The 19,542-nt window shown below is 67.7% G+C and carries 18 protein-coding genes; 16 read left to right on the top strand and 2 right to left on the bottom strand.

From position 1 onward, the window contains the following. Nucleotides 1-116: 116 nt before the first annotated feature. The 12 genes from HNO51_RS16210 to HNO51_RS16155 all read left to right on the top strand — a co-directional run bounded on the left by HNO51_RS16210 (nt 117) and on the right by HNO51_RS16155 (nt 13,736). Nucleotides 117-854, top strand: a complete 738-nt coding sequence (locus tag HNO51_RS16210; protein ID WP_197448277.1) for a maleate cis-trans isomerase family protein — start codon at nt 117-119, stop codon at nt 852-854. Between the two features lie 101 nt (nt 855-955). Next, nucleotides 956-2,011 carry a TRAP transporter substrate-binding protein gene (locus HNO51_RS16205; RefSeq protein ID WP_197448276.1) on the top strand — a complete coding sequence of 352 codons (1,056 nt, stop codon included), beginning with the start codon at nt 956-958 and terminating at the stop codon, nt 2,009-2,011. 56 nt (nt 2,012-2,067) lie between these two features. Further along, a complete protein-coding gene (locus HNO51_RS16200) occupies nt 2,068-2,679 on the top strand; it encodes a TRAP transporter small permease subunit (protein ID WP_209537869.1) in 612 nt (203 codons plus the stop codon). Next, nucleotides 2,676-3,977 carry a TRAP transporter large permease gene (locus HNO51_RS16195; protein ID WP_209537868.1) on the top strand — a complete coding sequence of 434 codons (1,302 nt, stop codon included), beginning with the start codon at nt 2,676-2,678 and terminating at the stop codon, nt 3,975-3,977. The genes HNO51_RS16200 and HNO51_RS16195 overlap by 4 nt, the downstream gene beginning before the upstream one ends. A 57-nt stretch (nt 3,978-4,034) precedes the next feature. Next, complete coding sequence (hydA, locus tag HNO51_RS16190) at nt 4,035-5,465, top strand: dihydropyrimidinase (RefSeq protein ID WP_209537867.1); 1,431 nt, start codon at nt 4,035-4,037, stop codon at nt 5,463-5,465. Between the two features lie 182 nt (nt 5,466-5,647). After that, nucleotides 5,648-7,423: a glyoxylate carboligase gene (gene gcl, locus HNO51_RS16185; protein ID WP_197448272.1), complete on the top strand. Its 1,776-nt coding sequence runs from the start codon at nt 5,648-5,650 to the stop codon at nt 7,421-7,423. Nucleotides 7,424-7,500: 77 nt separating this feature from the next. Next, nucleotides 7,501-8,280, top strand: coding sequence for a hydroxypyruvate isomerase (hyi, locus tag HNO51_RS16180; protein WP_209537866.1), 780 nt, complete (start codon nt 7,501-7,503; stop codon nt 8,278-8,280). Between the two features lie 206 nt (nt 8,281-8,486). Then, nucleotides 8,487-9,371, top strand: a complete 885-nt coding sequence (locus HNO51_RS16175; RefSeq protein WP_209537865.1) for a 2-hydroxy-3-oxopropionate reductase — start codon at nt 8,487-8,489, stop codon at nt 9,369-9,371. A gap of 218 nt (nt 9,372-9,589) precedes the next feature. Further along, nucleotides 9,590-10,894 (top strand): glycerate kinase type-2 family protein, encoded by a 1,305-nt coding sequence (locus tag HNO51_RS16170; protein ID WP_197448269.1) that lies wholly within the window; start codon nt 9,590-9,592, stop codon nt 10,892-10,894. After that, nucleotides 10,891-12,378 (top strand): pyruvate kinase, encoded by a 1,488-nt coding sequence (gene pyk, locus HNO51_RS16165; protein WP_197448268.1) that lies wholly within the window; start codon nt 10,891-10,893, stop codon nt 12,376-12,378. The genes HNO51_RS16170 and pyk overlap by 4 nt, the downstream gene beginning before the upstream one ends. A gap of 94 nt (nt 12,379-12,472) precedes the next feature. Next, complete coding sequence (locus HNO51_RS16160; RefSeq protein ID WP_209537864.1) at nt 12,473-13,222, top strand: GntR family transcriptional regulator; 750 nt, start codon at nt 12,473-12,475, stop codon at nt 13,220-13,222. Nucleotides 13,223-13,226: 4 nt separating this feature from the next. Then, complete coding sequence (locus HNO51_RS16155; protein ID WP_209537863.1) at nt 13,227-13,736, top strand: DUF192 domain-containing protein; 510 nt, start codon at nt 13,227-13,229, stop codon at nt 13,734-13,736. Here HNO51_RS16155 and HNO51_RS16150 read toward each other — a convergent pair. Then, nucleotides 13,722-14,579: a DMT family transporter gene (locus HNO51_RS16150; RefSeq protein ID WP_209539254.1), complete on the bottom strand. Its 858-nt coding sequence runs from the start codon at nt 14,577-14,579 to the stop codon at nt 13,722-13,724. The genes HNO51_RS16155 and HNO51_RS16150 overlap by 15 nt on opposite strands. 195 nt (nt 14,580-14,774) lie before the next feature. On the opposite strand from HNO51_RS16150, the gene HNO51_RS16145 reads away from it, so the two are divergent. The 3 genes from HNO51_RS16145 (at nt 14,775) to HNO51_RS16135 (ending at nt 17,630) form a co-directional block, all read left to right on the top strand. Next, nucleotides 14,775-15,785 carry a DctP family TRAP transporter solute-binding subunit gene (locus tag HNO51_RS16145; RefSeq protein WP_197448265.1) on the top strand — a complete coding sequence of 337 codons (1,011 nt, stop codon included), beginning with the start codon at nt 14,775-14,777 and terminating at the stop codon, nt 15,783-15,785. Nucleotides 15,786-15,856: 71 nt separating this feature from the next. Further along, nucleotides 15,857-16,336 carry a TRAP transporter small permease gene (locus HNO51_RS16140; RefSeq protein ID WP_197448264.1) on the top strand — a complete coding sequence of 160 codons (480 nt, stop codon included), beginning with the start codon at nt 15,857-15,859 and terminating at the stop codon, nt 16,334-16,336. Then, nucleotides 16,326-17,630 carry a TRAP transporter large permease gene (locus HNO51_RS16135; RefSeq protein WP_209537862.1) on the top strand — a complete coding sequence of 435 codons (1,305 nt, stop codon included), beginning with the start codon at nt 16,326-16,328 and terminating at the stop codon, nt 17,628-17,630. The genes HNO51_RS16140 and HNO51_RS16135 overlap by 11 nt, the downstream gene beginning before the upstream one ends. Here HNO51_RS16135 and HNO51_RS16130 read toward each other — a convergent pair. After that, nucleotides 17,627-18,142, bottom strand: a complete 516-nt coding sequence (locus tag HNO51_RS16130) for a macro domain-containing protein (protein ID WP_197448262.1) — start codon at nt 18,140-18,142, stop codon at nt 17,627-17,629. The genes HNO51_RS16135 and HNO51_RS16130 overlap by 4 nt on opposite strands. 310 nt (nt 18,143-18,452) lie before the next feature. Between HNO51_RS16130 and HNO51_RS16125 the strand changes: the two genes are divergently transcribed. Next, nucleotides 18,453-19,433, top strand: coding sequence for a TAXI family TRAP transporter solute-binding subunit (locus HNO51_RS16125; protein WP_209537861.1), 981 nt, complete (start codon nt 18,453-18,455; stop codon nt 19,431-19,433). Nucleotides 19,434-19,542 lie beyond the last annotated feature (109 nt).

The raw sequence follows: 19,542 nt of genomic DNA, 5'->3' as shown, positions 1-19,542 counted from the left end.
TTGCTGTTTTTCGGGAGTTTTTCGGTTTTCTGGCTTGCAATCTTCGGCGGCTGTGCAAGGCTATGTCCGTGCCTGGATACAGTATACCGAATACCAAAAACAAGCCGGAGACAACCATGGAACGCACGCTGATCGGCATGCTGACGCCGTCCTCCAATACCGTGCTGGAGCCTTTCAGCGCGGCCCTGCTGCGCGATCTCTTTCCCGCCGTTACCGCCCACTTCCAGCGCTTCACCGTCCGCGAGATCTCCCTGCGCGACGAGGCCCTGGCCCAGTTCGATCCGACACCGCTGCTGGCGGCGGCGGAACGGCTCAATGATGCGCGCATGGACGTCATCGCCTGGGGCGGCACTTCGGCCAGCTGGCTCGGCTTCGAGTCCGATCGCCGGCTGTGTGCCGCCATCACCGAGGCCACCGGGGTGGCGGCGACCACCAGCGTGCTGGCGCTCAACGAAGCCCTGGCGCGTACCGGCGTGACGCGGCTCGGCCTGGTGACGCCCTACCTGGACGATATCCAGGCGGCAATCGTCGCCAACTATGCCGCCGCGGGGATCGAGATCGTCGCCGAGCGGCATCTGGGCGACCGCGGCAACTTTTCCTTCTCCGAGTACGACGAGACGACGCTGGCGGGGCTGGTGCGCGACGTGGCCAGGGCCGAGCCCGAGGCCATCGCCATCCTGTGCACCAACCTGCGCGGGGCGGGCATCGTCCCGGCGCTGGAGCAGGAGATCGGCATGCCCATCTATGACTCGGTGAGCGTGACGGTATGGAAGTCGCTGGTGCTGGCCGGGGTGGATCCCGCCCGGATCAGTGGCTGGGGACAATTGTTTCAGGATCCGCGCCTCGGCGCGTGAGGCACAGGGTTCGCGCCTCGGCGTACCAGGACAGGGACGACCGCATCGCAATGCAACGCATCGGCAACACCCACCAACAACAGCAATCACGAGGTGACACCATGCCCCGCAAGGCAACCATCAAGACCCTGGCGCTGGGGGTTTCCCTGGCCAGCGTGCTGGCCGGCGGCCTGGCCCAGGCCGAAACGACCCTGCGCGTCGTCGGTAACTTCTCCGGCAACAAGCTGCACGTGGACGAAGTGGAGCGACCCTTCTTCGAGTCGCTTGGCCAGCGCGACGACGTGACGGTGGTCTACAACACCATGGATGCCATCGGCGTGGAGGCGGCGGATGCGCTGCGCAGCCTCCGCTCCGGCGCCTTCGACGTGATGTCGGTGCAGATCGGCATGGCCTCCCGCGACGAACCCTTCTTCGAGGGCATCGACCTGGCCGGCGTCTCGCCGGACCTGGACGCCCAGCGCGAGGCCGTCGACGCCGTGCGCGCGGCGTTCGACGACCGGCTGCAGTCCCGCTTCAACGCCAAGCTGATGACGCTATGGCCCTTCGGGCCGCAGATGATGTTCTGCAACGGCGACATCGACGACGTCGGCGACCTCTCGGGCAAGAAGGTGCGCGTCTTCACGCCGTCGATGTCGCGGCTGGTCGAAGGGCTTGGCGCCACCCCCGTCACCCTGCAGTTCAGCGAGGTCTACCTGGCACTGCAGCGCGGCGTGGCCGACTGCGGCGTGACCGCCCCCTCGGCCGGCAACAACGGCAAGTGGCCGGAAGTGACCGACACCTTCGTGCCGCTGCCGCTCTCCTACTCGGTGCAGGGTCACTTCATGAACCTGGACACCTGGAACCGCTTCGACGAGGCCCAGCAGCAGGCGCTGACCGAGGCCTTCGCGCGGCTCGAGGAACAGATGTGGGAGCTGGCCTACGAGGTCAACGACGACGCCATCGCCTGCAATACCGGCCAGGCGGAGTGTTCGCGGCACGAGGCCTACGACATGGCGCTGGTGGAGATCGACCCCGAATCGCGCGCGCTGGTGGAGGCGATCACCCAGGAGGCCGTCCTGCCGGTATGGGCCGAGAGCTGCAGCGCTCGGTACGACGGCTGCGTCGAGGTCTGGAACGAAACGGTGGGACAGGCCGCTGGCATGTCCGTTTCCCAGTAAGTCACTGCCTCGCCCCGGCTGCCTGGGGGTGGCCGGGGCGACACGGGAGAAATGCGATGGTTTCACCGCTTCCTTACCGGCTGGCCCGACAGCTGGCCCATGGCGCCGCGATTGCCGCCGGCTATGCCGCCCTCGGACTGTCGCTGCTGATCACCTTCGAGGTGATCGCACGCAAGCTGTTCGCCTTTTCGCTGCAGGGCGTCGATGAGATCGGCGGCTACGTGCTGGCCATCGGCGTCTCGTTCAGCTTTGCCTATGCGCTGCTGCACCGCGCGCATACCCGCGTCGACGTGCTGCTGACGCGTCTGCCGCGGGCGCTTCAGGCACCGCTCAACGCCGCCGCGATGACCATGCTGGCGGCCTTCGCGACCTTCATGCTGTGGCGCGCCGTCGAGACGCTGGAGGAGACGCTGGAGTTCGGCAGCCTGGCCAGCACGCCGCTGCAGACCCCGCTGTGGATCCCGCAGGGCCTGTGGGTGGCGGGTCTCGGGGTGTTCTGTGTGCTGACCCTGCTGCTGGCGGCTCACGCCCTGGGGCTCCTGATCACCGGCCGGCTGGACGCGCTGGATCGGGAGTACGGCCCGCGCTCCACCGACGACGAACTGAACGAGGCGCGCAAGGACTACGGCCGCGACGTCGCCGCCGAACCGGGGAGGGCCGCGTCATGATCGGTGCCTTCGAGGTCATGGTCGGCTTTCTCGTCATGCTCGGCATGATGGCGGCCGGCATCCACGTCGCCGTGGCGATCTTCACCGTCGCCACTCTGGGCACCCTGATGTACCTGGGAACGCCACTGCTCTACTCGTTCGGCGACACGCTGTGGGGCACGCTCAACGACTTCATCCTGACGGCCATCCCGCTGTTCATCCTGCTCGGCGAGCTGCTGCTGCGCAGCGGCGTCACCGAGCGCATGTACAGCGCCCTGTCCGTGTGGCTCGATCGCCTGCCGGGTGGCCTGCTGCACACCAATATCGGCGCCTCGTCGGTGTTCGCCGCCATGTCCGGCTCGTCGGTGGCGACGGCCGCCACCATCGGTACCGTGGCCCTGCCGGCCTTCGCCGAGCGCGGCTACAGCGAGCGGCTGGCGCTGGGCACCCTGGCCGCCGGGGCGACCCTGGGCATCCTGATACCGCCCAGCATCAACATGATCATCTACGGCGCGATCACCAACACCTCGATCGGCAAACTGTTCATCGCCGGGATCCTGCCGGGGCTGGCACTGGCCGGTGCCTTCATGCTCACCATCATGGCCTTTGCCCTGTTGCGGCCCGGCGTGGTGGGCCGGGCCTCCGCGCGGGCATCGCTGCGTGAACGCCTGGCTTCGCTGGTGGACCTGCTGCCGCCGGCCTTCGTCTTCGCCATCGTCATCGGCAGCATCTACAGCGGCTGGGCCACGCCCACCGAGGCGGCCGCGCTGGGGGTGATCGCCGCGCTGGGCCTCGCCGCATGGAACCGCAAGCTGAGCCTGAAGATGCTGCATGAGAGCTTCCTCTCCATGGCCCGCACCACGGCCATGATCATGCTGATCATCGTCGCGGCCTTCTTCCTCAACTACATCGTCGGCATCCTCGGTATTCCCACCACGCTGACCCGCTGGGTGGCCGACCTGGGGCTCACCCCCGTCGGGCTGATCCTGGCGCTGGTGGTCTTCTACCTGGTACTGGGCTGCTTCCTCGAGACGCTATCGATGATGATCGCCACCGTCCCGATCGTGGTGCCCATGGTCGTCCAGTTCGGCTTCGACCCGGTGTGGTTCGGCATCTTCCTCGTGGTGATGATGGAAATCTCGCTGATCACCCCGCCCATCGGCATGAACCTCTATGTGGTGCAAGGCGTGCGCGGGCGAGGTGGCATCACCGACGTGATGGTCGGCAGCCTGCCGTTCCTCGCCATCATGCTGCTGTTCGTGCTGGCGATCATTCTCTGGCCCGGCCTGGTGCTCTGGCTGCCCGAGGCCATGGGCTAGACCAATGCGGCCGGTGAGCGCCGGCCGTGCGTTTTTCGACATGACGAGACGAGCGATATGACACGCTTCGACACCCTGATCAAGAACGGCCGGATCATCACTGCGGCCGACAGCTACGACGCCGATATCGGCATCAAGGATGGACGCATCGTCGCCCTGGGGCAGGGCTTGGAGGGGGCCGACGAGGTCATCGATGCCCAGGGGCTATGGGTGATGCCGGGCGGCATCGATGCCCATTGCCACCTGGACCAGCCCCTCGGCGACGGCGCGGTGATGGCCGACGACTTCCTGACCGGCACCCGCTCGGCGGCCTGCGGCGGCACCACCACGGTGATTCCCTTCGCCGCCCAGCAGAAGGGCCAGAGCCTGCGCGCCGCGGTGGAGGACTACCACCGCCGCAGCGAAGGCAAGGCGATGGTCGATTACGCCTTCCACATGATCGTGACCGACCCTACCGAGACGGTGCTCAAGGAGGAGCTGCCGGCCCTGATCCAGGAGGGCTACAGCTCGTTCAAGATCTACCTGACCTACGACGACCTCAAGCTCAACGATCGCGAGGTGCTCGAGGTGCTGGCCATGGCGCGCCGTGAGGGCGGCATGGTGATGGTGCATGCGGAGAACGCCGACTGCATCGCCTACCTGACCGAACTGCTCGAGGCCCAGGGCAAGACCGCGCCGTACTTCCACGGCGAGGCCCATTCGGCGATCGCCGAGCGCGAGGCGACCCACCGCGCCATCTCCCTGGCCGAGTTGATCGACGTGCCGATCCTGATCGTGCACGTCTCGGGGCCCGAGGCCATCGAGCAGATCCGCTGGGCTCAGGGGCGGGGGCTACGGGTCTACGGCGAGACCTGCCCGCAGTACCTGATGCTGACCGCCAATGACCTGGACCGGGAGGGCTTCGAGGGGGCCAAGTGCGTGTGCAGCCCGCCGCCGCGCGACGAGAAGGCGCAAGAGGCGGTCTGGCAGGCGCTGGAGAACGGCGTGTTCCAGGTCTTCTCCTCCGATCACGCCCCCTTTCGCTACGACGATCCGCAGGGCAAGAAGCTGCATGGGGAAGATGCGGGTTTCCACCATATCCCCAATGGCATTCCGGGGCTCGAGACGCGTCTGGCGATCCTGTTCTCGGAGGGGGTCGTCAAGCAGCGCATCGACGCGACCCGCTTCGTTGCCCTTACCGCTACCAATCCGGCCAAGATCTACGGCCTCTACCCGCGCAAGGGCACCATCGCCATCGGCAGCGATGCCGACCTGACGCTGTGGGACAGCGAAGCGAAGATGACGGTGCGCAACGAAGCCTTGCATCACGCCGTCGACTACACCCCTTATGAGGGAGTGGAGCTCACCGGCCGCCCGGTACTGACCCTGTGTCGGGGGCGGGTGGTATCGCGTGGCGGCGAACCCATGGTGGACGCGGGGCACGGTCTATTCCTCAAATGTGACAAGCCGCAGCCCGCCAGGCCACGCGGCTCGGCCAAGGGGTTCTAGGCAGCCGTTCGACGCGTGCCACAAGCCCAGGCAACTGATATTGCCTGGGTTTTTTCAGCTCAGAAAAGTTAATTGGAAATATTTTCCAAATTTCTTGACGGGCCTGCGAGGCCGAGCCTAATCTTGATATACAGAAATATTTTCCAAAAACAATCTGGTCGCCACTCACGGGAGGAACCGTCATGGCTCGTATGACCGCAGCAGAAGCCGCCGTTCACGTGCTCCGCAAGGAAGGCATCGACGTCGCCTTCGGCGTGCCCGGGGCCGCCATCAACCCCTTCTACGCCGCCCTGCGCAAGATCGGCGGCATCGACCACGTGCTGGCGCGTCACGTCGAGGGGGCGTCGCACATGGCCGAAGGCTATACCCGCACCCGGGCCGGCAACATCGGCGTGTGCATCGGTACATCGGGCCCCGCCGGCACCGACATGATCACCGGGCTTTACTCGGCCAGCGCGGATTCCATTCCGATCCTGTGCATCACCGGCCAGGCGCCGCGTGCCAAGCTGCACAAGGAGGACTTCCAGGCGGTCGATATCCAGGCCATCGCCGGCCCGGTAACCAAGTGGGCGGTCACCGTGCTCGAGCCGGCCCAGGTGCCACGGGCTTTCCAGCAGGCCTTCCAACTGATGCGCTCTTCGCGCCCGGGGCCGGTGCTGATCGACCTGCCGATCGACGTGCAGATGAGCGAGATCGAGTTCGACCCGGACACCTACGAGCCACTGCCGGCCTACAAGCCCAGCGCCTCCCGCGCCCAGGTCGAGAAGGCCATGGCCATGCTCGACGAGGCCGAGCGCCCGTTGCTGGTTGCCGGCGGCGGCATCATCAACGCCGACGCCAGCGCGCTGCTGGTCGAGTTCGCCGAGCTCACCGGCGTGCCGGTCATCCCCACGCTGATGGGTTGGGGCAGCATCGCCGACGACCATCCGCTGATGGCCGGCATGGTGGGGCTGCAGACCTCGCACCGCTACGGCAACGCCACGCTGCTCGAGTCCGACTTCGTGATGGGGATCGGTAATCGCTGGGCCAATCGCCACACGGGCAACCTCGAGACCTATACCAAGGGACGCAAGTTCGTCCACGTCGACATCGAGCCGACCCAGATCGGGCGCATCTTCGGCCCCGACTACGGCATCGTCTCCGATGCCAAGGCGGCGCTCGAGCTGTTCGTCGAGGTGGCGCGTGAGCGCAAGGCGGCGGGCACGCTCAAGAATCGCAGCGCCTGGGCCGAGTCGTGCCAGGAGCGCAAGCGCACTCTGCTGCGCAAGACCCACTTCGACGACGTGCCGGTGAAGCCGCAGCGGGTCTACGAGGAGATGAACAAGGTCTTCGGCAAGAACACCCGCTACGTCAGCACCATCGGCCTGTCGCAGATCGCCGGTGCCCAGTTCCTGCACGTCTACCAGCCGCGCCACTGGATCAACTGCGGCCAGGCCGGCCCGCTGGGCTGGACCATTCCCGCCGCGCTCGGTGTGTGCAAGGCCGACCCAAGCGCCGAGGTGGTGGCGCTGTCGGGGGACTACGACTTCCAGTTCATGGTCGAGGAGTTGGCCGCGGGCGCCCAGTTCAACCTGCCCTACATCCACGTGCTGGTGAACAACTCCTACCTGGGGTTGATCCGCCAGGCCCAGCGCGGCTTCGAGATGGACTACTGCGTGCAGCTCTCGTTCGAGAACATCAACTGCCCGGAGATCAACGAGTACGGCGTTGATCACGTCTCGGTGGTGGAGGGGCTCGGCTGCAAGGCCCTTCGCGTCACCCGTCCCGAGGAGATCGCCCCGGCGCTGGAGGAGGCCAAGCGGCTCAAGGCCGAGCACCGGGTCCCGGTGGTGGTCGAGGTGATTCTCGAGCGGGTGACCAACATCGCCATGGGCACCGATCTCGACGGCATCAACGAATTCGAGGCGCTGGCCGAGAACCGCGAGGATGCGCCGACCTCGATCGCGGCGCTCACGTAAGGCCTTGCGCCGTGCCATCGCGGGGACGATGGCGCGGCGATGTACCACAGTCGATGACACAAGAGAGGGAGACCCACATGCCAAAGTTTGCCGCCAACCTCAGCATGCTGTTCACCGAGGAGGATTTCCTCGATCGCTTCAAGGCCGCCGCCGACGCGGGCTTCAAGGGGGTGGAATACCTCTTTCCCTACGATTACCCCGCCACCGAGATCAAGGCGCGCCTCGACGAGCACGGCCTGACCCAGGTGCTGCACAACCTGCCGGCAGGCGACTGGGGTGCCGGCGAGCGTGGCATCGCCTGCCACCCGGATCGCGTCGAGGAGTTTCGTGCCGGCGTGGAGAAGGCCATCGACTACGCCACCGCGCTCGGGTGCAAGCAGGTCAACTGCCTGGCCGGCATCCAGCCCCAGGGCGTGAGCCTGGAGCAGGCGCGCCGCACCCTGGTGGAGAACCTGCGTTTCGCCGCCGACAAGCTCGAGGCCGCCGGGATCGTGCTGCTGGCCGAGCCGATCAACACTCGCGACATTCCGGGGTTCTTCCTCAACCGCACGGAACAGGCCCTGGCGATCTTCGACGAGGTTGGCAGTGACAACCTCAAGCTGCAGTACGACATCTATCATATGCAGATCATGGAGGGCGATCTCGCCCCGACCATCGAGAAGCACCTGGGGCGCATCGCCCACGTGCAGCTGGCCGACAACCCGGGGCGCCACGAGCCGGGTACCGGCGAGATCAATTACCCGTTCCTGTTCGCCCACCTCGACCGGCTGGGCTACGACGGCTGGATCGGCTGCGAGTACAAGCCGGCCACGACGACGAAAGAAGGGCTGGGCTGGCTCGACCAAGGCCGCGGCTGAGGCGCAGCAGCCCCTCCTAACGAGGGGCGCCGGGGGCAGGCCAAAGAGGAGGTCCTTTGCCATGGATGGCAAAAGTAGCGCCCAGGGATGGGTTCACAGCGCCTCCTCGACGGCCTGTCGACGGATCAGCCCCGAGTGGCAACGTCATTCGCGACTGCCACTGCATCCGATTGCAACGACAAAGACAAGCGGAAAGGAGAAGCATCATGAGCAAGATCGGTTTCATTGGCCTTGGCATCATGGGCCGTCCCATGGCGGGGCATCTGCTGGATGCCGGCCACGAACTCGTCACCGTCAAGCGCGGCACGCTGGACGCCACCCTGGCCGAGAAGGGCATGCGCGAGCTCGACAGCCCCCGCGCCGTGGCCGAGCAGGCCGAGGTGATCATCACCATGGTGCCGGACACCCCCGACGTCGAGCAGGTGCTGTTCGGCGAGGGCGGCGTCGCCGAGGGGCTCAAGCCGGGCACCCTGGTGATCGACATGAGTTCCATCGCGCCCATTGCCACCCAGGGCTTCGCCAAGCGCATCCATGAGGCCGGCGGCGAATACGTCGACGCCCCGGTTTCCGGCGGCGAGGGCGGCGCCATCAACGCGGCATTGACCATCATGGTCGGCGCCACCGAGGAGGGCTTCTCGCGGGCCAAGCCGATCCTCGAGGTGATGGGCAAGACCATCACCCATATTGGGGGGCACGGTGCCGGCCAGACCTGCAAGGTGGCCAACCAGATCGTCGTCGCCCTGACCATCGAGGCGGTGGCCGAGGGGCTGCTGTTCGCCTCGAAGGCGGGCGCCGACGTGGCCAAGGTGCGCGAATCGCTGCTCGGCGGCCTGGCGCAGTCGAAGATCCTCGATGTGCACGGCGAGCGCATGATCAAGCGTACCTTCGACCCGGGGTTCAAGATCAAGCTGCACCAGAAGGATCTCAACCTGGCGCTGGAAGGCGCGCGCAGCCTCAACCTGGCGCTGCCCGGTACCGCCAACGCCCAGCAGCTGTTCCAGGCCTGTGTCGCCCACGGCGGTGAGGATTGGGATCACGCCGGCATCCTGCGTGCACTGGAGGCGCTGGCCGACCACGAGGTGGGCCACTGATTCGCGTTCGAAGGAGGCACCATTCGGCCTGCCAGTCGTGCAGACGCTGAGCCGATATTTCCCTCCAGGTGGGCGTCGGCCCGGCGTCCGCCAACCGGCCGTACTGGGTGCGGCCTTGACCCGGCGGCGGGATCCCCGGCTGGACCCCGCCCGTCGCCGGGCTTTTTTCCTGCCCACCCTGCTGTTACCGTCGATGCTGTCTTCCGCCGAGGTGTGCCATGTCGCATGAACTCCCTTCCCTGGATCGCACGGTAGAGGTCTCGGACTGGCTGCGCCGGCTCGCCGACGTGGCCGTGACCGCCGTGCATCCCGATACCCTGGTCGCCGACCTGCTGCCCGACCCGCCCCCGGGGCGCACCGTGGTGGTGGGGGCCGGCAAGGCGGCCGCTGCCATGGCCGCCGCGCTGGAGCGTGCCTGGCGGGCGCGCTGCCCCGATGCGCCGCTCACCGGGCTGGTGGTGACCCGTTACGGGCATGGCGAGCCCTGCGAGGTGATCGAAGTACTCGAAGCCTCCCACCCGATGCCCGACGACCTGGGCGAGAAGGCGGCCCGGCGCATGCTCGAAGCCGTCGAGCCACTAGGCGAGGACGACCGCGTGATCGCGCTGATCTCCGGCGGCGGCTCGGCGCTGATGACGCTGCCCGCCGAGGGCATCTCGCTCGCCGACAAGCAGGCCATCAACCGCGAGCTGCTGCGCTGCGGGGCGCCGATCGGCCAGATGAACACGGTGCGCCGCCACCTCTCGGCGATCAAGGGCGGGCGCCTGGCGGCGGCGGCGCACCCCGCCCAGGTGGTGACCTGGCTGATCTCCGACATTCCCGGCGACGTCGCCACGCAGATCGCCTCGGGGCCGACCCTGCCCGATCGCTCGACCCCGGCCGACGCCCTGGCGGTGCTCGAGCGCTACGCCATCGAGGTGCCCGCTCACGTGCGTCGCCATCTGGAGCAGTCCCAGGGGGCGCCATCGCCCGACGACGAGGCCTTCGAGCGCGACGACAGCGTGACCCTGGCGCGCGCCCGCGACGCCCTGGAAGCCGCCAGGAACGCGGCGGAGGAGGCCGGCGTACTGGTACGTGTGCTGGGCGACGACCTGGAGGGCGAGGCCCGCGAACTGGGGCGTGACCATGCGCGCCTGGCCCTGGAAGCGCAAGGCGGCGCCAGCGCGCCGCTGCTGATCCTCTCCGGCGGCGAGACCAGCGTCACCGTGCGCGGCGACGGCCGCGGCGGGCGCAACGTCGAGTACCTGCTGGGGCTGTTCGAGGCGCTGGCCGGGGCGCCGGGCATCCACGCCCTGGCCATCGACACCGACGGCATCGACGGCTCCGAGGACAACGCCGGCGCGCTGTTCTCGCCCGGCGACTGGAGTCGTGCCAAGGAGCGGGGCCTCGATCCCGCCGATTACCTGTCACGCAACGACGCGTATACTTTCTTCCAGGCGTTGGATCGGCTCATCGTCACCGGGCCGACTCGCACCAACGTCAACGACTTCCGTGCCATCCTGGTCTTGCCGAGGACACCATGACGCTTCCGCCCCATGCCCCCATCCACGATCCCATTCGCCGCACCAAGATCGTCGCCACCCTGGGCCCGGCCAGCGACCGCGAGGGCGTGCTGGAGGCGATGATCCGCGCCGGCGTCGACGTGGTGCGCCTCAACTTCTCCCACGGCAGCGCCGCCGACCACCGCCGCCGGCTGATCGCCGTGCGCCAGATCGCCGACCGCCTGGGGCGCAGCGTCGCCGCCCTGGGCGACCTGCAGGGCCCCAAGATCCGCATCGCCCGCTTCCAGGACGGCGCCGTGACCCTCGAGGAGGGCCAGCCCTTCGTCCTCGACATGGCGCTGGCCGGCGACGCCGGCGACGCCACCCGCGTCGGCTGCGACTACAAGCAGCTGATCGACGACGTCGCCCCCGGCGACCGCCTGCTGCTCGACGACGGTCGCCTGGTGCTCGACGTGGAGCGGGTCGAGGGGGCGCAGGTCCACACCACCGTGGTCACCGGCGGCAAGCTCTCCAACAACAAGGGCATCAACAAGCAGGGCGGCGGGCTCTCGGCCCCGGCGCTCACCGACAAGGACAAGGCCGACCTCGCGACCGCCATCGAGATCGGCGTGGATTATCTCGCCGTCTCCTTCCCGCGGCATGCCGAGGACATGCACGAGGCGCGCCGGCTGCTCGGCGAGGCGGGCAAGGAGATCGGCCTGGTCGCCAAGCTCGAGCGCGCCGAGGCGGTGGCCGACGACGCCACGCTCAACGGCATCATCGAGGCCAGCGAGGCGGTGATGGTGGCGCGCGGCGATCTCGGCGTGGAGATCGGCGACGAGAAGCTGATCGGCATGCAGAAGCGCATCATCAAGCGCGCCCGCACCCTCAACCGCGCGGTGATCACCGCGACCCAGATGATGGAGTCGATGATCGGCTCGCCGCTGCCCACCCGCGCCGAGGTGTTCGACGTCGCCAACGCCGTGCTCGACGGCACCGACGCGGTGATGCTCTCGGCCGAGACCGCCGCCGGCGACTACCCGGTGGAGACGCTCGAGGCCATGCGCCGGGTGTGCCTCGGCGCCGAGCGCGAGCGCATCGCCCAGGAATCGGGCCACCGCATCCACGAGGGCTTCTCGCGCATCGACGAGACCATCGCGCTCTCCGCCATGTACGCCGCCAACCACCTCAGCGGGGTGGCCGCCATCGCCTGCATGACCTCGACCGGCTACACGCCCTTGATCGCCTCGCGCATCCGCTCGGGGCTGCCGATCGTCGGGCTCGCCCACAGCCCCGTGGCCCAGCGCCGCATGGCGCTCTACCGAGGGGTGGTCTCGCTGCCGTTCGACACCACGGCGATGGCGGCCGGCGAACTCAACGACCGGGCGCTTTCGCTGCTGGTGGAACAGGGGATTGCCGAACCGGGCGATCATGTCATCCTGACCCGGGGCGACCACATGAACGCCCACGGTGGAACCAATACCTTGAAGATTCTCGACGTGGGGGAGCGGCACTGCCCGGCGTGAGCCTTTTTGTATACATAAAGGCCGGTTTGTTGTGGTCAGGCCAGGGGGAAACGTGCGAAGGTAAGCCCATGAGCAAAGGCTTCGAGAGGCTACCATGAGCAATACCTGGCAGGAGGAGGTTGCCGCCGAGACGCGGGCCGGTGGCCGTATCAGCGACCGCTTCATCGTCGACAAGGTACGCACGGCGGTGCTGACCCAGCGCCTGCCGCCGGGTACCCGCCTGCCCGAGGTCGCGCTGGGCGAGATCTTCGGCGTCAGCCGCTCGGTGGTGCGCAAGGCGCTGACCCGGCTGGCGGCCGATCATGTGGTCAGCCAGCAGCCCAACCAGGTGGCGCGGGTGCGCGCACCCAGCATCGAGGAGACCCGCGAGACCTTCGCCGCCCGCCGCCTGGTGGAGGGCGAGGTGGCCGCGCTGCTGGCGGGAGGCGCCAGCCCGGCGTTGCTCGAGGAGATCGCCGCCCTGGTCGATCGCGAGGCCGAGGCGCATGCCCGCGGCAACGAGCCGGCACGCATCGAGCACTCGCTGGCCATTCATCACTTGCTCGCCGAGCACTCGCCCAACCGCGTGCTCGGCGCCATGCTCACCGACCTGATCCTGCGCACCTCCATCGTCATCGCGTTGTACAAGCGCGCCGGCCTGGCCAGCTGCTACCTGGCCGAGGACCACCCGGCGCTGCTCGCCCACCTGCGCAGCGGCGACGGCGAGGCCGCACGACGCGGCATTCACGACCACCTCCGGGCGCTGGAAGGGCTGCTCGATCTCACGACCCGCGAATCGCGCATCGACCTGATGGCGATCCTCGGCCAGCGCGAAGGCGCCGCGATGAGCCTGGGCAAGGAGTAACGCCATGCTTGTCAAGCGAGTGCTGCCCGTCGCCTGGCTGACGACGTTGCTGGCCTGGCAGGTGCCGGCCTGGGCCGATGCGGCGGCGACGCTGCCGCGCGCACCGCTGGAGATTCAGGCGGGCACCGAGCGCCACCGTCTGGAGGTGGAGCTGGCACGCACCCCGGCCGAGCGGCGCCAGGGGCTGATGGATCGGGACCAGCTGGCGGCGGAGGCCGGCATGCTGTTCCTCTACGACGAGCTCCAACCCGCCCAGGCGGGATTCTGGATGTATCGGACCCGCATTCCGCTGGACATCGCCTTCCTCGACGCCGACGGGCACATCGTCGCAGTGCATACCATGCAGCCGTGCCCTTCGCGCAACCCCTACGACTGCCCCGTGACCCTGGCCGGTGCCGCCTACCACGCCGCGCTGGAGGTCAACGCCGGCTATTTCGAGGCGCGCGGCATCGAGGAGGGCGCCTGCGTGAGCTGGCCCGGGCGCCGGAGTGGCTGCCGGTCAGCGGCCGAGTAGGGCGCGAAAGCGAATCACGATCAGCCCCACCCCGGCGATGACCATGGCTCCGCCGAGGACGATATGGGCGTTGAGAGTCTCGCCCAGCAGCACGATACCCAGCGCTACGGCTCCCGCCGGCACCAGCAGGCTCAGCGGCGCCAGCCGGCTGACCGGATGACGGCGCAGCAGGCCGTACCACATCCCGTAGGCGACGATCGACGACATCACCGCCGTATAGAATACCGCGCCCCAGCCGAACCAGCCGGCCGCGGCCATGGCGCCCACCTGGTCCTGCTCGAACCACCACGAGCCCAGCGCCACCTGGGGCACGGCGAAGAGCGCCGTCCAGCCGGCCAGCGCCATCGGCGCCAGGTTGGGTCCCTTCTTGATCAACAGCTGCGAGACCGCCCAGCCGAGGGCGCTGAGCAGCAGCAATGCCATGGGCAACGGCGAAGGCAGGCTGGGGCCGCCGGCCAGGACCACCACGCCGCCGAACGACAGCGCCAGCCCGACCAGCCGCTTGGCGCTCAGCCTCTCGCCCAGAAAGATCACCGCCAGCAGGGTGGCGAAGGGGGTGCCCATCTGCACCAGCAGCGCGCCGGTACCGGCCTCCGCCTGCCCCAGGCCGATGAACAGCAGGGCGAAGTGCAGGGTACCGAAGGTGGCCGACAACAGCAGCAGGAAGGGCAGCTGGTGGCGCGCCACGGGGTGAAAGGGCACCAGCAGGGCGGCCACCAGGAGAAAGCGCAGGGTGGTCAGCAGCAGCGGCGGCAGCTCCTCGACGCCCAGCTTGATGACGATGATGTTCAGGGCCCAGATCGCCACGATCGAGAGGCCAAGCAGCAGGTCGCGCAGCGGCACGGCGGATTCCTTCATGTCTTCGGCCCGGCGAGGGTAGCAGGTGGTCTCCGGGCGTCGTCCTATATCGTTAACGGGCTACCATTCAACGCGTGACGTCGTAGAATGTCGAGGCGCGGCGATGCTTACGTCGATGCCCGCCGGAACGATAATCATGGCCGGTCGTGCCGCAACCGGCCTCAGCTGCAAGGACACGTCATGATCTCAGCAAGCCGTATCTCCCGTATCGCCGCTGCCGTGGCCGGGGCCACCGTGCTGGCCGCGTCGCTCTCCGCACAGGCCCGCGAACTCTCCATTTCCACCGTGCTTTCCGATGCATTCCCCTGGGGGCAGGCGGCCGAGAAGTGGGCCGAACTGGTGGAAGAGCGCACCGACGGAGAGCTCACCCTGCGTGTCTACCCCAACTCGCAGCTGGTCAACGGCGATCAGACGCGGGAATTCTCGGCCATGCGTTCGGGCCTGATCGACATGGCCGTCGGCTCGACCATCAACTGGTCGCCGCAGGTACCCGAACTCAACCTCTTCTCGCTGCCGTTCTTCATGCCCGACGAGGCCGCCGTGGATGCCGTGACCGGCGGTGCGGCCGGCGAGATGATCTTCGAGGCCATCGAATCGCGCGGCGTGATTCCGCTGGCCTGGGGCGAGAACGGCTTCCGCCAGCTTTCCAATTCGCGCGGCCCCATCGACGAGCCCGGCGACCTCGACGGCCTCAAGATCCGCGTGGTCGGCTCGCCGCTGTTCCAGGATACCTTCACCGCGCTGGGCGCCGACCCGACCCAGATGAGCTGGACCGACGCCCAGCCCGCGCTGACCACCGGCGCCGTGGACGGCCAGGAAAACCCGCTCTCCGTGTTCGACGTGGCGCGCATCGATCAGGTCGGCCAACAGTACCTGACGCTGTGGAACTACATGAACGATCCGCTGATCTTTGCCGTCAACCAGCAGGTCTGGGAAACGCTCTCCGAGGAGGAGCGCGAGATCCTGCGCGAGACCGCCATCGAGGCGGGCGAGTGGGAGATCGCCATGACCCGCGAACAGGAGAGCGAGCGCCTGGCCGCCATCCAGGAGCGCGGCGTTGAGGTCACCGAGCTCACCGAGGAGCAGCACCAGGCATTCGTCAACGCGACCCAGAGCGTGCATGACAAGTGGACCCCGCGTATTGGCGAGGAGCTGGTCGATGCCGCGCGTGAGGCCATCGAGGCGCGCTGACTCCATCGCGCTGGAACAAGCCTGACCCCGGCGTCGCCTGCCGACGCCGGGCCCGTTATCGCGAGGCTTCGATGAAACTCTCCCCCGACGCCAGGCCGGAGCGCTGGCTGGGCGCACTGGCGCTGGCGGTCATTTCGCTGATCAGCCTGGGCAATGTCGTGACGCGCTACGTGACCGGCGGGTCGCTCGCCTTCACCGAGGAGTTCTCGGTGTTCCTGCTGGTGGTGTTGACCTTCACCGGCGCTTCGGTGGCGCTGCGACGCAACGGCCATATCCGCATCGGCCTGCTCGAACGCGCGCTGCCGACGGCGCCGCGTCGCGCCCTGATCCTCTTCCAGGGCCTGAGCTGTGCCATCGTGCTGGGCTTGATCACCTGGTACGGCGCCAAGCTGACCTGGGAGGAGTACCAGTGGGAGTCGCTGTCGCCGGGGCTCGGCCTGCCGCAGTGGTGGTACCTGGTGTGGCTGCCGCTGCTCTCGGCCACGATGCTGGTGCGCCTTGCGCAGCAGCTCCTCGACCGCTGGCGCGGGAGGCTCGACGATGAGCCCTGACCTGTGGATGATCCTGGCCTTCGCCGGGCTGCTGATCGCCGGCGTACCGGTGGCCTTCTCGCTGGCCCTGGCCGGGGCAGTGGGCATCGTCTCGGGCCTCTCGCCGGCGATGCTGGCCACGCTCGGCACCAACACCTACAACAGCATCGCCAAGTACCCGCTGATCGCCATCCCGCTGTTCATCATGACCGGGCTGATCTTCGAGCGCGCGGGGGTGGCGCTGCGCCTGGTGCGCTTCGCCCAGGCGCTGATCGGGCCGCGCCACGGCGGCCTGGCGCTGGTCGCGGTGCTGGTGTGCATGATCATGGGCGGCATGAGCGGCTCCGGCCCGGCGGACGCCGCCGCGGTGGCCATGGTGATGCTGCCGAGCATGACCCGGGCGGGCTATCCCAAGCCCTTCTCGGCCACGTTGATCGCCGCCTCCGCCTCCACGGCGATCCTGATCCCGCCCTCGGTGGCGCTGATTCTCTACTCGATCGTGGTGCCCGGCGTCGACCTGCGCGCGCTGTTCGCCGCCGGGCTCTTTCCCGGTATCCTCGCCGGCCTGGCGCTGCTGGTGCCGGCGCTGCTGGTGTCGCGACGCTACGGCTGGGAGGGCGGCACCTCGGCGTCGGGCGACGAGCGCCTCGCGGTGGGCGAGACCTTCAAGCAGGCACTGCCGGCGCTGTTCGCCCCGGTGCTGATACTCGGCGGGCTGCGCTCGGGGCTGTTCACGCCCACCGAGGCGGCCGTGGTGGCGGTGGCCTATGGCGCTCTGGTGGGGCTGTTCCTGACCCGCGAGATCGGCTGGCGCGACCTGTGGAGCCTGTTCGGCGAGGCGGCGGTGATCTCCGGCGTGGTGATGCTGATCATCGCCCTGGCGGGTATCTTCGCCTGGGCCGGCACCATGCTCGGCACCTTCCGCCACCTGGCGGAGTGGATCATCGGCCTGTCCGACAACGGTGCACTGCTGCTGATCCTGGTCATGCTGGCGGTGCTGCTGGCGGGCATGCTGCTCGACGCCATCTCGATCTACCTGATCATGATGCCGATCCTGATCCCGGTGATGCAGCATTTCGGCTGGAACCCGGTATGGTTCGGCGTGCTGCTGGCGATGAACATCGCCATCGGCCAGTTCACGCCGCCGGTGGCGGTCAACCTGATGGTGACCACCGAGATCGCCAGGATACGCCTGGAGCAGACCCTGGGCTGGGCGCTGCTGTTCGTGCTGGCCATGGCCGGCGCCTTGGCGCTGGTGGCGCTGTTCCCCGAGGTCGCCCTGTGGTTGCCGAGAACGCTGGGGTACAACGTCTAGCCCAGCGCATCCAGGCTGCGCTGAAAGACCTCGGCGCTTCCGGCATCGAACAGCACGAAGCGCACTTTTGCAATGCCGGGACAGCGAGGCAGCGTCTCGTGCACCGTGGCGAGGGCGACCCGGGCGGCCTCCTCGAGGGGATAGCCGAAGGCGCCCGCCGACAGGGCCGGGAAGGCAATGCTGGTCAGCCCGTGGCGTTCGGCCAGCTCGAGGGCGTTGCGGTAGCAGGCGGCGAGCAGTTCCGCTTCCGGCCTGTCGCGGCCGTACACCGGACCGAGGCAGTGGATGACGTAGCGGTTGGGCAGGTCGAAGGCCTCGGTGATCACCGCCTCACCCGGTGCGATCGGCGCCAGCGGCCGACAGGCGCGATCGAGCCGTGGCCCGGCCGCCCGATGCAGAGCGCCGGCCACGCCCCCGCCGGGGCGCAGCTCGGCGTTGGCGGCATTGACCACGGCGTCGATGTCGGACTGTCGGGCGATGTCGCCCTGGCAGCACTCCAGTTGCCCTGTCATGTGTGCTCTCCCTCTTGGCTGTGCCTTGAGTGTGGCGGTCGCCAGCGCCGGTGTCCAAGGCGCGCTGCAGGGCGGCCACTCGGGCGGTTAGGTCTTCTCATGGCCCATGCATATCAGGAATTAACGCACACTAAACGAAAAGCCAGACTAAAATTAGGCCAGTTGAAAAAGACCCATCGTCCCGACGTTTTTTTCGCTAAAGTAGAGGGGAGCGGTTGTTTCCGCCAGCCAGTGGCTTCAGCGCCTGGCTACCCAGGGATCATGCTCGTCAGCAATGACGACTAGCCAATAACGTCAAAGAGGTGTGTTAATGAAACGCCATGCTTTTTCCGCGGCAGCCTTTTCGGGTGCCCTCCTCGGTGCCGCCATGTTTTCCGCCCCGGCCGTGGCCCAAGAGCGCTTCATCACCATCGGTACCGGCGGCCAGACGGGCGTCTACTACGTGGTGGGCCAGTCCGTCTGTCGCATGGTGAATCGCGGCAGTGACGAGCACAACATCCGTTGTAACGCCCCGTCCACGGGCGGCTCCGTGGCCAACGTCAACGGCATGCGCAGCGGCGAGCTCGACATGGGCGTGGTGCAGTCCGACGTCCAGTACCGCGCCTACCATGGCGAGGACAACTTCGAGTCCGACGGCGCCTGGGAGGACATGCGGGCCGTCTTCACCATGCACGGCGAGCCACTGACCGTGGTGGCGCGCGCCGACTCCGGCATCGAGCACTTCACCGACTTCCCCGGCAAGCGCGTCAACATCGGCAACCCGGGCTCCGGCCAGCGCAACACCATGAACGTGGTGATGGAGGCGATGGGCTGGGATACCGATACCTTCTCGCTGGCTTCCCAGCTCGATGCCGCCGAGCAGGCCGCGGCCCTGGCCGACAACAACATCGATGCCATGGTCTACGTGGTAGGGCATCCCAACGGCTCCATCCAGGAAGCCACCACCACCATCGACGCTCGCCTCGTCCCGGTGACCGGCGACGAGATCGACGCCCTCATCGAGGAGCATCCCTACTACACCCGCTCGGTCATCCCCGGCGGCCTGTATCGTGGTAACGACGAGGACGTCGAGACCTTCGGCGTGGCGGCCACCTTCGTGACCTCCGCCGAGGTGGACGAAGAGATCGTCTACGAGACCGTCAAGGCGGTATTCGAGAACTTCGATCGCTTCAAGCGCCTGCATCCGGCGTTCGAGAACCTCAACGAAGAGGAGATGATCTCCGATGGCCTGACCGCACCGCTGCACGACGGCGCTGCGCGCTACTATCGTGAGCGTGGCTGGATCGAGTGAGTAGGATCGAGGGGTAAGGACTCCCTCTGGTGAGATGCGCGGACCCTAGGGGTCCGCGCATCCGTTTGGACCGGCACAGACGTCTGGATGGACCGGCTATGCTTTGGAG

The sequence above is a fragment of the Billgrantia sulfidoxydans genome (assembly GCF_017868775.1).
GTDB lineage: Bacteria > Pseudomonadota > Gammaproteobacteria > Pseudomonadales > Halomonadaceae > Halomonas > Halomonas sulfidoxydans.
This window is presented reverse-complemented; position numbering and strand designations above follow the sequence as displayed.

Bases quoted from the DNA above. Each gene is read 5' to 3' on its own strand.
- HNO51_RS16145 (WP_197448265.1), top strand. From the start codon at position 14,775: ATGATCTCAGCAAGCCGTATCTCCCGTATCGCCGCTGCCGTGGCCGGG.
- HNO51_RS16155 (WP_209537863.1), top strand. From the start codon at position 13,227: ATGCTTGTCAAGCGAGTGCTGCCCGTCGCCTGGCTGACGACGTTGCTG.
- hyi (WP_209537866.1), top strand. From the start codon at position 7,501: ATGCCAAAGTTTGCCGCCAACCTCAGCATGCTGTTCACCGAGGAGGAT.
- HNO51_RS16160 (WP_209537864.1), top strand. From the start codon at position 12,473: ATGAGCAATACCTGGCAGGAGGAGGTTGCCGCCGAGACGCGGGCCGGT.
- HNO51_RS16200 (WP_209537869.1), top strand. From the start codon at position 2,068: ATGGTTTCACCGCTTCCTTACCGGCTGGCCCGACAGCTGGCCCATGGC.
- HNO51_RS16140 (WP_197448264.1), top strand. From the start codon at position 15,857: ATGAAACTCTCCCCCGACGCCAGGCCGGAGCGCTGGCTGGGCGCACTG.
- HNO51_RS16130 (WP_197448262.1), bottom strand. From the start codon at position 18,142: ATGACAGGGCAACTGGAGTGCTGCCAGGGCGACATCGCCCGACAGTCC.
- HNO51_RS16195 (WP_209537868.1), top strand. From the start codon at position 2,676: ATGATCGGTGCCTTCGAGGTCATGGTCGGCTTTCTCGTCATGCTCGGC.
- HNO51_RS16125 (WP_209537861.1), top strand. From the start codon at position 18,453: ATGAAACGCCATGCTTTTTCCGCGGCAGCCTTTTCGGGTGCCCTCCTC.
- HNO51_RS16175 (WP_209537865.1), top strand. From the start codon at position 8,487: ATGAGCAAGATCGGTTTCATTGGCCTTGGCATCATGGGCCGTCCCATG.
- gcl (WP_197448272.1), top strand. From the start codon at position 5,648: ATGGCTCGTATGACCGCAGCAGAAGCCGCCGTTCACGTGCTCCGCAAG.
- HNO51_RS16135 (WP_209537862.1), top strand. From the start codon at position 16,326: ATGAGCCCTGACCTGTGGATGATCCTGGCCTTCGCCGGGCTGCTGATC.
- HNO51_RS16210 (WP_197448277.1), top strand. From the start codon at position 117: ATGGAACGCACGCTGATCGGCATGCTGACGCCGTCCTCCAATACCGTG.
- HNO51_RS16205 (WP_197448276.1), top strand. From the start codon at position 956: ATGCCCCGCAAGGCAACCATCAAGACCCTGGCGCTGGGGGTTTCCCTG.
- hydA (WP_209537867.1), top strand. From the start codon at position 4,035: ATGACACGCTTCGACACCCTGATCAAGAACGGCCGGATCATCACTGCG.
- pyk (WP_197448268.1), top strand. From the start codon at position 10,891: ATGACGCTTCCGCCCCATGCCCCCATCCACGATCCCATTCGCCGCACC.
- HNO51_RS16170 (WP_197448269.1), top strand. From the start codon at position 9,590: ATGTCGCATGAACTCCCTTCCCTGGATCGCACGGTAGAGGTCTCGGAC.